At 58.6% G+C, this 13,889-nt stretch carries 11 protein-coding genes; 8 read left to right on the top strand and 3 right to left on the bottom strand.

The window, feature by feature from the left end; all coding sequences use genetic code 11:
* Nucleotides 1-145 precede the first annotated feature (145 nt).
* Nucleotides 146-1,495, bottom strand: a complete 1,350-nt coding sequence (locus PspS49_RS06720) for an MFS transporter (protein WP_160038593.1) — start codon at nt 1,493-1,495, stop codon at nt 146-148.
* Nucleotides 1,496-1,796: 301 nt separating this feature from the next.
* Between PspS49_RS06720 and PspS49_RS06715 the strand changes: the two genes are divergently transcribed.
* Together PspS49_RS06715 and PspS49_RS06710 are read left to right on the top strand one after the other, a co-directional pair.
* Nucleotides 1,797-2,165, top strand: coding sequence for a YkgJ family cysteine cluster protein (locus PspS49_RS06715; protein WP_034155003.1), 369 nt, complete (start codon nt 1,797-1,799; stop codon nt 2,163-2,165).
* Between the two features lie 149 nt (nt 2,166-2,314).
* Nucleotides 2,315-4,597: a bifunctional diguanylate cyclase/phosphodiesterase gene (locus PspS49_RS06710; RefSeq protein WP_160038591.1), complete on the top strand. Its 2,283-nt coding sequence runs from the start codon at nt 2,315-2,317 to the stop codon at nt 4,595-4,597.
* On the opposite strand, the gene PspS49_RS06705 is transcribed toward PspS49_RS06710, so the two are convergent.
* Nucleotides 4,488-5,384, bottom strand: coding sequence for an NAD(P)-dependent oxidoreductase (locus tag PspS49_RS06705; protein ID WP_174245046.1), 897 nt, complete (start codon nt 5,382-5,384; stop codon nt 4,488-4,490). The two genes, PspS49_RS06710 and PspS49_RS06705, sit on opposite strands and share 110 nt — an antisense overlap.
* Before the next feature lie 194 nt (nt 5,385-5,578).
* On the opposite strand from PspS49_RS06705, the gene PspS49_RS06700 reads away from it, so the two are divergent.
* Nucleotides 5,579-7,777, top strand: coding sequence for a hypothetical protein (locus tag PspS49_RS06700; RefSeq protein ID WP_160038588.1), 2,199 nt, complete (start codon nt 5,579-5,581; stop codon nt 7,775-7,777).
* Nucleotides 7,778-8,056: 279 nt separating this feature from the next.
* Here the strand turns inward: PspS49_RS06700 and PspS49_RS06695 are convergent, their stop codons facing one another.
* Nucleotides 8,057-8,377, bottom strand: a complete 321-nt coding sequence (locus PspS49_RS06695; RefSeq protein WP_160038587.1) for a DUF2288 domain-containing protein — start codon at nt 8,375-8,377, stop codon at nt 8,057-8,059.
* Nucleotides 8,378-8,729: 352 nt separating this feature from the next.
* Here PspS49_RS06695 and PspS49_RS06690 point away from each other — a divergent pair, with 352 nt between their 5' ends.
* The 5 genes from PspS49_RS06690 (at nt 8,730) to PspS49_RS06670 (ending at nt 13,731) form a co-directional block, all read left to right on the top strand.
* A complete protein-coding gene (locus PspS49_RS06690; protein ID WP_077571420.1) occupies nt 8,730-9,857 on the top strand; it encodes a branched-chain amino acid ABC transporter substrate-binding protein in 1,128 nt (375 codons plus the stop codon).
* A 231-nt stretch (nt 9,858-10,088) separates the two neighbouring features.
* The gene (livH, locus tag PspS49_RS06685; protein ID WP_007918526.1) at nt 10,089-11,012 is read left to right on the top strand and encodes a high-affinity branched-chain amino acid ABC transporter permease LivH; all 924 of its coding nucleotides are present in this window, start codon (nt 10,089-10,091) and stop codon (nt 11,010-11,012) included.
* Nucleotides 11,009-12,265 (top strand): high-affinity branched-chain amino acid ABC transporter permease LivM, encoded by a 1,257-nt coding sequence (locus tag PspS49_RS06680; RefSeq protein ID WP_038358181.1) that lies wholly within the window; start codon nt 11,009-11,011, stop codon nt 12,263-12,265. The genes livH and PspS49_RS06680 overlap by 4 nt, the downstream gene beginning before the upstream one ends.
* Complete coding sequence (gene livG, locus PspS49_RS06675; protein ID WP_077571419.1) at nt 12,262-13,029, top strand: high-affinity branched-chain amino acid ABC transporter ATP-binding protein LivG; 768 nt, start codon at nt 12,262-12,264, stop codon at nt 13,027-13,029. Before PspS49_RS06680 ends, livG begins: the two co-directional genes overlap by 4 nt.
* On the top strand, nt 13,030-13,731 hold the full coding sequence (locus tag PspS49_RS06670; protein ID WP_003222380.1) for an ABC transporter ATP-binding protein: 702 nt from the start codon (nt 13,030-13,032) through the stop codon (nt 13,729-13,731).
* Nucleotides 13,732-13,889 lie beyond the last annotated feature (158 nt).

Raw genomic sequence — 13,889 nt, 5'->3', positions numbered from 1 at the left:
GATGCGGGCCTTTTTTGTTGCCTGTGATTTAGATCGTTCCCACGCTCTGCGTGGGAATGCCTCAGGGGACGCTCCGCGTTCCAGCTCCGGAAAGGGACGCAGAGCGTCCCGGGCTGCGTTCCCACGCAGAGCGTGGGAACGATCATCATGCCGTCGCCGCTGCGACCTCTGGCTCAACCACCGCAACCAACCCCTCCTTCATCCGCTGCGCATCCCGGACAAAACACCGCGCCGCCAGAAACAGAAAGACCATCGTCAGAAACAGCGCCACCGGAATCAGGTACATCGCATCATGCAGCCCGACTGCCTTGAACGCCTCGGTCATCTGCTCAGCCCCCGCCGCCGCCATCGCGGTATGCGCAAAGTGATCGGACAAGCCACCGACCACCACCGGCCCCAAACCACCGCCCAACAGATACAACCCGGCAAAGAACAACGCCATCGCCGTCGCCCGCAAACGTGGTTCGACCACATCCTGAATCGCCGTGTAAACACAGGTGTAGAAGTTGTAGGCAAACAGCCAACCAACACTGAACACCGCGACAAACACACCAATTTCGATACGGCCGGCATGCAGCGCCCACGCCGTGCACAACGTCGAAATAATCAGACTGAACGCGGCGAACAACAACCGACCATTGGCCACACGCTGGTGAATCTTGTCAGCAATCCAGCCACCCAGCGTCAACCCGACCAGCCCGGTCACACCAACAATTACCCCGGTCGCCACCGCTGCTTCCTGCAACGGCATGAGGAAATAGCGCTGCAGCATCGGCACCAGAAACGAGTTGCAGGCATACGTCGCGAAGTTGAAGCACAACCCGGCCATCACCAGCCAGAGAAAGGTCGGCACCGCCAGAATCCGCCGGATCGGCTTGTCGACCTTCTCTTGCGAGACCTGCACGGTTTCCGCTGCGCCGCGCTTCGGCTCTTTGATAAAGAACATGAAGATCGCCAGAAGCAGCCCCGGCACCGCCGCAATAAAGAACGGCGCGCGCCAACTGTCGAACGCCTTGACCATCCAGCCGATGGTGAAGAAAGCCAGCAACAGGCCCAGCGGCAAGCCCAACATGAAAATGCCCATGGCCCGCGCCCGACGATGCGCCGGAAACAGATCGCCAATCAGCGAGTTGGCCGCCGGTGCATAACTGGCCTCGCCGATGCCGATGCCCATGCGCACGATCAGGAAACTCCAGAAACTGCCGACCAGGCCGTTGACCGCCGTCAGTGCACTCCACGTCGCCAGGCCCCAGCCCATCAGCTTGCTGCGCGAACCGGTGTCGGCCATGCGCCCCAGCGGCAGCCCGGCAATCGCGTAAACAATCGTGAATGCGGTACCGACGATGCCCAGTTGAAAGTCACTGAGGTGCCACTCCATGCGGATCGGCTCGATGATGATCGCCGGAATGGTGCGGTCGAAGAAGTTGAACAGGTTGGCGAGGAACAGCAGGAACAGAATGCGCCAGGCATTCGCCGCTTGGGTCGAGTTCTGCATGGGTCCGTCTCTTTATTGTTATAGGGCTTCACTGCCAACGCATCCGAGCCCGGAACCTGCAATCTAGTCAGGCATGACGGGGCTGTCTGTGATCATTCGTCTGCCTGATATCGGGCCATGGCACTGTAACGAAACGTAAGCCCTTGATAAGTCAGAAATCCCCCTGAAACCGGGGCTTTTGCGGCAAAACCTTGCCACAAAAAAATAGTTTCGCGCCCCCCTTCCCAAGTCTGCGGCAAAGCCTAGAATGGCCGCCGGATCCGTCCGGATCTCCCGATCAATCCCTTTGATACCCCCGCCCATGTCCGAAGTCAGTCCGTGTCTGAATTGCGGTGCCTGCTGTTCCCATTTTCGCGTGTCTTTTTTCTGGGGTGAGTGCGCTTCCTCCGGCGGCACGGTGCCCGATGAACTGGTCACGCAAATCAGCCCCAGTCGGGTGGCGATGAACGGCACCGACTGCAAATCGCCGCGCTGCACGGCGTTGGTCGGCGAAGTCGGCAGCGAGGTGAAGTGCTCGATTTACGAATTGCGCTCCAGCCCTTGCCGTGAATTCGAATCGTCCTGGGAAAACGGCGAACAGAATGTCGACTGCGATAAGGCCCGCGCGCGTTTTGGCTTGCCGCCGCTGCAACCGGACTGGGCGCAAATTCCTTTCGAACAGATCGCTTGAGCCTTTAGCGCCAATCGCTATGACGCTAATGCCGAAATCATTAGCGCCAATGTGCCACTACCCCTTGCACGGCTAAAACCGCCTCTATACTCCAGTCATTCGCCTGCGTTCACCGCGCAGTCAGGACGACTTCAGAGATGGGGCATGCTATGGAGTGGCTTGGTTTGCAGTTTGTTACCGAGCTGCCGGAGAGCGGGCAGGTCATCCTCGATTGCAGTCACAACCCTCTCCTGGTGATGGTTGCGTATCTGGTCGCCTGCGCAGCCAGTTTCGCCACTCTGGATATGGCTGAGCGCGTTGTAAATGCCGAAGATCCGGGGTCGCGGCGGATCTGGCGCTGGATCGGCGCGACCTGCCTGGCCGGCGGCATCTGGGCCATGCATTTCATCGGCATGCTGGCTTTCCAGACACCGATCGACATTCAGTACGACCTTGGCATCACCCTTTTCTCGTTGCTGATTGCCCTGCTCGCCTCTTGGCTGGCCATGCAAACCCTGAGCGAAGCGCAGCCGAGTGCATTGCATTGCTTGAAAACCGCGTTTGTCATCGGCCTGGGCATCGCCGGCATGCATTACGTTGGCATGGCGGCGATGAAGTCGAGCGCCACCGCCTACTATCAACCAGGACTGTTCGCGCTGTCTGTGACGATCGCCATCGGCGCCAGTTTCGCCGCGCTGTGGGTGGCCCGCTATCTGAGCGAAGGCGGCGGCGTGGCGCATCAGTTGCTCAAGTACAGCGCTGCGCTGATTCTCGGCGCCGGCATCATCAGCATGCATTTCACCGGCATGGCTGCGCTGGATCTGGTTCTTCCCGAGGGAGGCCTGACAGCGAGCGGCGGCGATAACGGGCATCTGCAACTGGGCCTGACCGTGGCGCTGATCATCCTGCTGATCCTTGGCAGTGCGATCAGTGCGGCGCTGGCCGACAAGAAACTGCAGAACAAAGAAGAGGACCTGCGCCGCGTCAACGCCCTGCTCAGCCAGCTCGATCAGGCGCGCATGTCGCTGCAACAAGCGGCCAACTACGACGCACTGACCAACCTGATCAACCGTCGCGGTTTCAACCAGATATTCGCCGAGAAACTCAGCCAGAAAACCAGCGAAGGCGGCATGCTCGCGGTGATGTTTCTCGACATCGATCACTTCAAGCGGATCAACGACAGCCTCGGCCATGACGCCGGTGACGAGTTGCTCAAGGTCATCGCCAATCACATCAAAGGTTCGGTGCGCAGCCATGAAGACGTGGTCGCGCGCTTCGGCGGCGACGAGTTCTGCATCCTCATCAACCTGCATGACCGCGAAGAAGCCCGCAACATGGCCCAGCGCATCATGCTCAAGATGAAGGAGCCGATCGAACTGGCCGGACGTCGCATGGTGATGACCACCAGCATCGGCATCAGTCTGTTTCCGGAGGACGGCAGCACCTGCGAGGAACTGCTCAAGCACGCCGATCTGGCGTTGTATCAATCCAAAGGCGCGGGGCGTAATGGCCTGCATTTTTTCAGTTCCAACCTCAAGACCCGCGCCAGCTTCGAGCTGCAACTGGAAGAAGAACTGCGCCATGCCCTGCGCGAAGAAAACGGTTTGATGCTGTATTACCAACCTATCTTCGAACTGAAAACCGGCCGCGTCACCAAGCTTGAAGCATTGATTCGCTGGCAGCATCCGCTGCATGGCTTGCTGACCCCGGATCGTTTCATCTCGATTGCCGAAAACAACGGCCTGATCGCCGAACTGGACAACTGGGTGCTGCGCCGCGCCTGCAAGGATCTGGGTGAACTGTCACGGCATGGCTGCGAAGAGCTGAAAATCGCCTGGAACTGCTCGCCGCTCAATCTCGCCCGGGAAGAACTGGCCACTGAAATCGAAAGTGCCTTGCGCACTGCCGGTGTCGCGCCGGAACGGCTGGAACTGGAAGTCACCGAGAACGCGTTGATGGGTAACATCGCCAACACCCTGGTGCTGCTGCGGCAGATCCGCGCGCTCGGTGTGTCGCTGTCGATCGACGACTTCGGCACTGGCTACTCGTCGCTGGCTTACCTCAAGCGCCTGCCGCTCAACACCTTGAAGATCGACCGCTCGTTCATCCTCGACATTCCCACGGCAACCGCCGACATGGAGATTGTCCAGGCGATCATCGTCATGGCGCACACCCTGCATTTGCAGGTGGTCACCGAAGGCGTGGAAAGCCTGGAGCAATACGAATTTCTTGAACGCTCGGGCTGCGACTTCATTCAGGGTTACCTGCTCAGCCGCCCGGTACCGCTGGACGAGCTGCGCCCGGTGCTGGAAGAAATCAATCAGCGCAAACATTCACACGCGCTCAATCCGTTGATTCTGGCGCGCGGTACATTTGCACCAGTGTCGCTGGATCCTGCGCCAAAAAGCCCTGCGCCCCATGCAGGCGCATCAATTGTGCGGCCAATCCGCTGATCGGTGTCGCCGAGCCTTGTTCGCGGGAAAACTTCACTGCCGTATCGAGATCCTTGAGCAAGGTGCGTACGTGCCACTTTATTGGCTCGAAGCGGCTTTCGGCCATTTGCGGTGCGAGTATCTGCAACGGTTTCGAATCAGCAAATCCACCGGCCAACGCTTCGGCGATCAGGCTCGCATCGACGCCGGACTGCTCGGCCAGCGCCACCACCTCGGCGATCACCAGCGCATTGCAGGCGACGATCATCTGGTTGCAGGCCTTGGTCACTTGCCCCGCGCCGATGCCGCCCATGTGCGTGACGCGCTGACCTAGGTTGAGCAGCACTGGGCGCACGCGTTCAAGATCCGCCGCCTCACCACCGACCATGATCGCCAGACTGCCCGCCTCGGCGCCGACCACGCCGCCGGACACCGGTGAGTCCAGCCAGGCCATGCCGGTTTTCTCCAGCAGTTGCGCCGCCATTTCGCGAGTAGCCGTCGGTTCAAGGCTGGAAAAATCCACCAGCAACTGGCCGTTTTTCGCGCCTTCGGCGATACCGCCAGCGCCAAACACCACCTCGCGAACCACCGCCGTATCGGCCAGACACAACATCACCACGTCGGCGTGTTCGCACAGTTCAGCCGGACTCACCACCTGCCGGGCACCGGCCTCGACCAGTGGCGCGCACTTGGCCGGGTTGCGGTTCCACACGGTCAGCGGGTAACCCGCTGCCAACAGACGCCGGCACATGGGCAGGCCCATCAGACCGATTCCGGCGAACCCCAACGAAGGTAGCGTTGACATCATTTTGCCTCTTTTCGATTAAAGATCGCCGAATAATGGCCGATTCATCAACGATCAGGAAAGGATTCCCCCCAGCGACAGTCAGGCCAAAACCCTGATGCTCGGGCTCAATTCGCGCACAAAAGACGCGAGATCTTATTCCGTGAGGTTCGTAGGCAAAGGCCAGCGAGCCAACCAGTCCAGGTATATGGCGCACAATGACTTCTAAAAATAATCCCGCCACTGCGGTATCCGATCTGACTTTGAGCCCCGCCGCCAACAGCCCGTCATCGTCGAAGCCATTGGTCCCGTCGCGCCCGCTGTCGACTCAGCAATACCTGTACTTCACCGAAACCAATACCGACCGCATCCTCGACAACCTCGACGGCCTGCGCGATCTGGTGTTCCCGCGCCCACCGCACCTGGAAGGCGACAACGAACAGCATAACGATCAGGAATTCCCCTCGGTGTGCCTGATCGGCCTCGGTCGCTGCGGCTCGAACATCGCCCTCGATGTTGCGGAACTGGTGTACAACGCGCGCAAGTTCTACCTCAACGAATTCAACAACGAAGACCGCGCGGCGGATCGCCGACTGGCCGACAAGGGCTACAGCCCGGCGCAGTGGATCAAGAACAACCTGCGCATCGGCCCGAACAAATCGACCAAACCGGTGTTCCTGGTCGAACCGCTGGTGATGCTCGGCGACCTCGACAAGGACATCGCCGGGCGTATCCGGTTCTCGCGCAAGGGCGAGAAAAGCGGCTTCCTGCGCGACTACAGCAAAATGAAGATCATGGACTTGTCCGAAGTCCACGCCGGTGGCGCCGGTAACGCGCCGATCCTCGGCCAGTACCTGGCGAAGATCATCCTCAACAAGGACACCCAGCGCTTCTCCAGCCCAGACTGGAAAATGATCCACTCGTACCTGATCGACAGCTGTGGCATCAAGGCCAACCAGTCGCGCCTGTACTTCTCGATCTTCAGTGCCGGCGGCGGTACCGGTTCCGGCATGGCGTCGGAATTCGGTCTGGCCCAGCAGCACTCGTACATGAACAAGACGTTCGACACCAAGCCGATGGACGAACATGACGGCAAGAGCGGTCATTCGTTCGTGTTCGAACCGATCTTCACCAGCGGCATCTGCGTGCTGCCGAACATTTCCGATCACCGCAGCGAAATGTCCGAGGCGCTGCACATCAACGCCGGTCGCCTGCTGTGCAAATACCTCTCGGAAGAATGGGATTTCTCCTACAACTTCGCCAATGAAGACAGCAGCGAAGCCAGCGTCATGGGTCGTATCCGCCCATGGAACGCGATGATGCTGATCTCCAACGACATCATGCGTTACGCCGAAGAGAGCGATGACGGCAACATCCAGAACATTGATGTCAATGCGATGGAGAAACACGCCAACCAGTACATCTCGCAGCAGATCTTCAACATTCTGACGGCGCAGGCAGTCACCACTGACTACGACCAGAACTACTTCCGCCGCGCCGGCATCGACATTGGCGAAACCATTCGCCTCGACGCCAACGACTTGTTCATGAGCCTGGCCGGCCCGGTGGCGATTGCCTACGCCGAATCGGTGGTGCCAGAAACCCCGCCGCCGAGCAGCGACAAGTTCAAGGTGTTCGACAAAGAGCCGCAGCGCCTGAACATCGACGACCTGTTCTTCCGCTCGATCGACCTGCCGCACTTCAACAAAGTGACGCAGGCGATTGAAGGCATCAGCCTGTTGCCGATCGAGTCCAAGCGTTATCGCGCTTCGCTTGAGCAGTACAAGAATTCCGACTACGACGCCGCCGCCCTGCACGATCTGCACTTCTTCAAGAATTGCTCGTCGGTGGTCTCGATCGTCTCGCTGCCGAAAGACTACAAACTGTCGTACATGGACCTGAATCGGTTGAAGACCCACCTCAACAGCCTGTTCCCCAACACCACGCTCAAGCGTTACGCACTGGTAATCGGCGCCTCGGCCAACCTGTCGCTGACCACGCTGATTGCGAAGAGCCCGTGCCTGTCGGACGACTTCCTGACCCTGATCGTCGCGTTTATCAAACGTTGCTTCGCGAAGAACCCGTACCGCTTCGACGAGACCCTGGACAACTCGATCCTCGATTTCATCATTAACGAAGAGTTCGACGAAGACCGCATCGATGACCTGCTCAACGAGTTCGAGAACCCGGCGAAGATCCTCGATACCAACTGGTACGCGATCAAGCCGATGTACGAGAAGAAGTACCGCGAGCTGATCAACGACAAAGAGAAGTTTGTTTCGATCAATGACATTCGTTTGTCGCGTGATTGCGTGAAGAAGTCGATCAAGTACCTGCGCGAGATCTATCGTCACCGGATTGGCAAGACCAAGGTTATTTCCCTCAATAACCATACCGGGAAGTCGTTCTCGGTCTGATCTGAGAACGAGTCGCCCCATTCGCGAGCGGGCTCGCTCCCACAGGGGAATACATTCCAATGTGGGAGCGAGCCTGCTCGCGAAGAGGCCTTGAAATTCACTGAAGATTTCAGCCTTTCCAACATCCAGAAACAATTAAGCAGCCGTTAGGCTGCTTACTAAACTGTTCCCGTTACGTTTACGTCACCGTGAGGCCGCCCGCGCTTGTGGTGTTTCTCTACGGCAACGTGCCATCACGCTACTCCGCTACACACTTTTCGCTGACGACAGGTCGCACCATCAAGGTGCAACGTCAGAAGCGACTGCCCTTTCCTGGATCAGAATCCACGGCGAAACCACCACCGCCCACAACGAAGGATCGCGCTCGAAAAGATCCAGCGCCCGCGTTTCAGAGAGCTTGGCGACCTTGTCTTCGGCCAGCCAGGCAGCGACTTTCTCGCCTTCGTCCGACGCTACGGCCTCAGCAGCCGCGATCAAATCCAGGTCAGGGTCGACCCACAATAGGGCACCCTTGGCGAAGAACGGCTCCAACTCTTTCCAGGTAATAGATGCGGTTTCACCAAGCAGCTTGGCATAGAGGGTGCTAGGTTCTTGATTCATGGGTGCTGTCCGGAAAAGAAATCGACGCGAATAATAACGTTGGTGGTCCGCCAGCAAAACCCGGTTGCAAAAGGCTGCACCGAACGAAAAGAGCAGGAAAGCCAAGGAATGCTGCTGATTGGGCTATATGCCCACGAACGCCCCGCCGCAATTCTGTCTTTTTCATTCAAAAATGCGACACCCCCAAGTTTTGCCCCTCGGCGCCCGCTTCCCAGGCTGACAACCGGCGCTCTACACTGTACCGGTACAGTTGCCGGGGGCATATCCGGAGGGTATCGCAAAGATATCTGACCCGGTTCTGCTGCTACGGCGCCAGAACTCAAAAAAATTACAACAGTAAGAGTGGAGCACTATGACTAAGGCTACTAAGCAGATTTCCAAACTGTTTGCCGCTATGGTTCTGGCCGGGGTTGCCAGCCATTCGTTCGCAGCTGACACCATCAAAATCGGTATCGCCGGCCCTAAAACCGGTCCAGTAGCCCAGTACGGCGACATGCAGTTCAGTGGCGCAAAAATGGCCATCGAGCAAATCAACGCCAAGGGCGGCGTCGACGGCAAGAAACTCGAAGCCGTTGAATACGACGATGCCTGCGATCCAAAACAAGCGGTAGCGGTCGCGAACAAGGTCGTCAACGACGGCGTCAAGTTCGTGGTCGGTCACCTGTGCTCCAGCTCCACTCAACCGGCTTCGGACATCTACGAAGACGAAGGCGTGATCATGATCACCCCGGCTGCCACCAGCCCGGACATCACCGCCCGTGGTTACAAAATGATCTTCCGTACTATTGGTCTCGACAGCGCCCAGGGCCCTGCCGCCGGTAACTACATTGCCGATCACGTGAAACCGAAAATCGTCGGCGTACTGCACGACAAACAGCAGTACGGTGAAGGCATCGCCACCGCGGTGAAATCGACTCTCGAGAAGAAAGGCACCAAGGTTGCCGTGTTCGAAGGCGTCAACGCCGGCGACAAAGATTTCTCGGCGATCATCGCCAAACTCAAGCAAGCCAACGTCGATTTCGTTTACTACGGCGGCTACCACCCAGAGCTGGGTCTGATCCTGCGTCAAGCCCAGGAAAAAGGCCTGAAAGCCAAGTTCATGGGTCCGGAAGGCGTGGGCAACGACTCGATCACCCAGATCGCCAAGGACGCGTCTGAAGGCCTGCTGGTGACCCTGCCGAAATCCTTCGACCAGGATCCAGCCAACATCGCCCTGGCCGATGCTTTCAAAGCGAAGAAAGAAGATCCGAGCGGTCCGTTCGTGTTCCCGTCCTACTCGGCGGTTGAAGTGATTGCCGAAGGCATCAAGGCAGCCAAATCCGAAGACGCGACCAAAGTGGCTGAAGCCATTCACGCCGGTACCTTCAAGACCCCGACTGGCGACCTGAGCTTCGACGCCAAGGGCGACCTGAAAGACTTCAAATTCGTGGTTTACGAGTGGCACAACGGCAAACCTAAAACTGAAGTATCGCCTCAGTAAGGCGCTGCCTGACTGACTGCCAATAAAGCCCACGGCGTGCCGTGGGCTTTGTTTTACGAATGTATTGGGCCGCGCTGGCGTGATCCGCCAGTCTCCCCACCTGAAAATCTCAAAACCGTCATCAGCGGTTCGCTGGCAAAACCCGGATTCGAAGTGGATAAAGATCCACGGGGCCGGGCGGGAAAATGACTCCACCAGTGAAATGCGTATCAGGTTTTTAGGAGCGCTGTAATGCCTGACATCTATCACTTCTTCCAACAGCTGGTTAACGGCCTGAACGTTGGCAGCATGTATGCCTTGATCGCCATCGGCTACACGATGGTTTACGGCATCATTGGAATGATCAACTTCGCCCACGGCGAGGTGTACATGATTGGCTCCTACGTGGCGTTCATCGCCATCGCCGGGTTGACCATGATGGGACTCGACAGTGTCCCGCTGTTGATGACTGCGGCGTTCATCGCCAGCATCGTCGTCACCAGTTCCTACGGTTACAGCATCGAACGGATCGCCTACCGCCCCCTGCGCGGCAGCAACCGTCTGATCCCGCTGATTTCCGCGATCGGTATGTCGATCTTCCTGCAGAACACGGTTCTGCTGGCGCAAGACTCCAAGGACAAAGCTATCCCCAACCTGATTCCGGGCAACATTGCCTTCGGCCCAGGTGGCGCACAAGAAGTGCTGATTTCCTACATGCAAATCGTGGTGTTCGTGGTGACCCTGATCGCCATGCTCGGCCTGACGCTGTTCATCTCCCGCTCTCGCCTGGGTCGCGCCTGCCGCGCCTGCGCCGAAGACATCAAGATGGCCAACCTGCTCGGCATCAACACCAACAACATCATCGCCCTGACCTTCGTCATTGGTGCCGCGCTGGCAGCCGTTGCGGCTGTACTGCTGAGCATGCAATACGGGGTGATCAACCCGAACGCCGGTTTCCTCGTCGGCCTCAAAGCCTTCACCGCTGCGGTACTTGGCGGCATCGGCAGCATCCCCGGCGCCATGCTCGGTGGGTTGGTGCTTGGGGTGGCGGAAGCCTTTGGTGCCGATATCTTCGGCGACCAGTACAAGGACGTCGTGGCTTTCGGCTTGTTGGTTCTGGTGCTGTTGTTCCGTCCGACCGGCATTCTGGGCCGTCCGGAGGTTGAGAAAGTATGACTAGGAATCTTAAACAGGCACTGTTCAGTGCCTTGCTGGTGTGGGCCGTGGCCTACCCGGTACTCGGTTTGAAACTGACCATCGTCGGCATCAACCTGGAAGTGCACAACACCAGCCCGACCGTGCTGGCGACCATCGCCATCTGTTCGGTGCTGATGTTCCTGCGCGTGCTGTTCAACCAGCAGATCAGCAAAGCCTGGCGTGCGTCGCCGGGCCTGCCGCTGATCCCGGCCAAGGCGAGCAACTTCCTCACCCTGCCAACCACCCAGCGCTATTTCATCATTGCGCTGATCCTGGTGGCGCTGGTGTGGCCGTTCTTCGGCTCCCGTGGCGCAGTGGACATCGCGACGCTGATCCTGATTTACGTGATGCTCGGCCTCGGCCTGAATATCGTCGTCGGTCTGGCCGGTCTGCTCGACCTCGGTTACGTCGGCTTCTACGCCGTGGGTGCTTACAGCTACGCATTGCTGTCGCACTACTACGGCCTGAGCTTCTGGATCTGCCTGCCGATTGCCGGTCTGATGGCGGCGACGTTCGGCTTCCTGCTGGGCTTCCCGGTATTGCGTCTGCGCGGTGACTATCTGGCGATCGTGACCCTTGGTTTCGGTGAGATCATCCGTCTGTTCCTGCGTAACCTGACCGACATCACTGGCGGTCCGAACGGCATCAGCAACATCGAGAAACCAACGTTCTTCGGTCTGACCTTCGAACGTAAAGCGGCGGAAGGCATGCAAACCTTCCACGAGTATTTCGGCCTGCAATACAACTCGATCAACAAGGTGATTTTCCTTTACCTGGTAGCGTTGTTGCTGGCGCTGGCGGCGCTGTTCGTCATCAACCGCCTGCTGCGCATGCCGATCGGCCGTGCGTGGGAAGCGCTGCGTGAAGACGAGATCGCTTGCCGCGCACTGGGTCTGAATCCAACGATCATCAAGCTGTCGGCGTTCACCCTCGGTGCTGCGTTCGCCGGTTTCGCCGGTAGCTTCTTCGCTGCCCGTCAGGGTCTGGTGACCCCGGAATCGTTCACCTTCATCGAGTCGGCAATCATCCTCGCCATTGTGGTGCTGGGTGGCATGGGCTCGCAGTTGGGTGTGATTCTGGCCGCCGTGGTAATGATCCTGTTGCCGGAAATGATGCGTGAGTTCAGCGAGTACCGCATGTTGATGTTCGGTGCCCTGATGGTGTTGATGATGATCTGGCGTCCACAAGGTCTGCTGCCGATGCAACGCCCACACATGGAGTTGCGAAAATGAGCCGCGAGATCTTAAAAGTTGAGAACCTGAGCATGCGCTTCGGCGGCTTGCTGGCGGTCAACGGCGTGGCCCTGACCGTCAAAGAGAAACAAGTGGTTGCCTTGATCGGGCCGAACGGCGCGGGCAAGACCACCGTGTTCAACTGCCTGACCGGTTTCTATCAGCCTACCGGTGGCAGCATCCTGCTCGACGGCGAGCCGATTCAAGGCCTGCCGGGCCACAAGATCGCCCTCAAAGGCGTGGTGCGCACCTTCCAGAACGTGCGCCTGTTCAAGGACATGACGGCGGTCGAGAACCTGTTGATCGCCCAGCACCGTCACTTGAACACGAACTTCCTGGCCGGCCTGTTCAAGACCCCGGCGTTCCGCAAAAGCGAGCGCGAGGCCATGGAATTTGCCGAGTACTGGCTGGAAAAGGTCAACCTCAAGGAGTTCGCCAACCGTACCGCCGGCACCTTGGCCTACGGTCAGCAACGGCGTCTGGAAATCGCCCGCTGCATGATGACCCGTCCGCGGATCCTCATGCTCGACGAACCGGCCGCCGGCCTGAACCCGAAGGAAACCGAAGACCTCAAGGCGCTGATCAGCGTGCTGCGTGAGGAGCACAACGTCACCGTGCTGTTGATCGAACACGACATGAAACTGGTCATGAGCATTTCCGACCACATCGTCGTGATCAACCAGGGCACGCCTCTGGCCGACGGCACGCCGGAACAGATCCGCGACAATCCTGAAGTGATCAAAGCCTACCTGGGGGAAGCGTAAATGCTGCAGTTCGAAAACGTTTCCACCTTCTACGGCAAGATCCAGGCCCTGCACAGCGTCAACGTCGAAGTCCGTCAGGGTGAGATCGTGACCCTGATCGGCGCCAACGGTGCCGGCAAGTCGACGCTGCTGATGACGCTTTGCGGTTCGCCGCAAGCGCACAGCGGCAGCATCCGCTACATGGGTGAGGAACTGGTCGGCCAGGACTCGTCGCAAATCATGCGCAAGAGCATTGCGGTGGTGCCGGAAGGTCGTCGGGTGTTTGCCCGCCTGACCGTTGAAGAAAACCTGTCCATGGGCGGTTTTTTCACCGACAAGGGCGACTATCAGGAGCAAATGGACAAGGTCCTCGGCCTCTTCCCGCGCCTGAAAGAACGCTTCAACCAGCGCGGCGGCACCATGTCCGGCGGTGAACAGCAAATGCTCGCCATCGGCCGTGCGCTGATGAGCAAGCCCAAGCTGCTGCTGCTCGACGAGCCGTCGCTGGGCCTGGCACCGATCATCATCCAGCAGATCTTCGACATCATCGAACAGCTGCGCAAGGACGGTGTAACGGTGTTCCTGGTCGAGCAGAACGCCAACCAGGCGCTGAAAATCGCCGACCGTGCCTACGTTCTGGAGAACGGCCGCGTGGTCATGCAAGGCACCGGTGAAGCACTGCTGACCGACCCGAAAGTACGCGAGGCGTATCTCGGCGGTTGATGCATGTCGCCAAACAAACAAACGGCCTTCGGGCCGTTTTTTTGTGCCTGCACGATTTCAGATTCTCCAAAAATCCCTTGCAGGAGTGAGCCTGCTCGCGATGGCGTCGTGTCATTCAACATCGCCAGTATCTGACATGACGCCATCGCGAGCAGGCT

Source organism: Pseudomonas sp. S49 (assembly GCF_009866785.1).
In the GTDB taxonomy this organism is placed as follows: Bacteria; Pseudomonadota; Gammaproteobacteria; order Pseudomonadales; family Pseudomonadaceae; genus Aquipseudomonas.
The sequence above is the reverse complement of the archived record's forward strand: the minus strand, read 5'-3'. Positions and strand labels throughout refer to the sequence as shown.

What these genes read in the sequence shown, in the direction of transcription:
- PspS49_RS06720 (WP_160038593.1), bottom strand. Translation starts at nt 1,495, where the DNA reads ATGCAGAACTCGACCCAAGCGGCGAATGCCTGGCGCATTCTGTTCCTG.
- PspS49_RS06715 (WP_034155003.1), top strand. Translation starts at nt 1,797, where the DNA reads ATGTCCGAAGTCAGTCCGTGTCTGAATTGCGGTGCCTGCTGTTCCCAT.
- PspS49_RS06710 (WP_160038591.1), top strand. Translation starts at nt 2,315, where the DNA reads ATGGAGTGGCTTGGTTTGCAGTTTGTTACCGAGCTGCCGGAGAGCGGG.
- PspS49_RS06705 (WP_174245046.1), bottom strand. Translation starts at nt 5,384, where the DNA reads ATGATGTCAACGCTACCTTCGTTGGGGTTCGCCGGAATCGGTCTGATG.
- PspS49_RS06700 (WP_160038588.1), top strand. Translation starts at nt 5,579, where the DNA reads ATGACTTCTAAAAATAATCCCGCCACTGCGGTATCCGATCTGACTTTG.
- PspS49_RS06695 (WP_160038587.1), bottom strand. Translation starts at nt 8,377, where the DNA reads ATGAATCAAGAACCTAGCACCCTCTATGCCAAGCTGCTTGGTGAAACC.
- PspS49_RS06690 (WP_077571420.1), top strand. Translation starts at nt 8,730, where the DNA reads ATGACTAAGGCTACTAAGCAGATTTCCAAACTGTTTGCCGCTATGGTT.
- livH (WP_007918526.1), top strand. Translation starts at nt 10,089, where the DNA reads ATGCCTGACATCTATCACTTCTTCCAACAGCTGGTTAACGGCCTGAAC.
- PspS49_RS06680 (WP_038358181.1), top strand. Translation starts at nt 11,009, where the DNA reads ATGACTAGGAATCTTAAACAGGCACTGTTCAGTGCCTTGCTGGTGTGG.
- livG (WP_077571419.1), top strand. Translation starts at nt 12,262, where the DNA reads ATGAGCCGCGAGATCTTAAAAGTTGAGAACCTGAGCATGCGCTTCGGC.
- PspS49_RS06670 (WP_003222380.1), top strand. Translation starts at nt 13,030, where the DNA reads ATGCTGCAGTTCGAAAACGTTTCCACCTTCTACGGCAAGATCCAGGCC.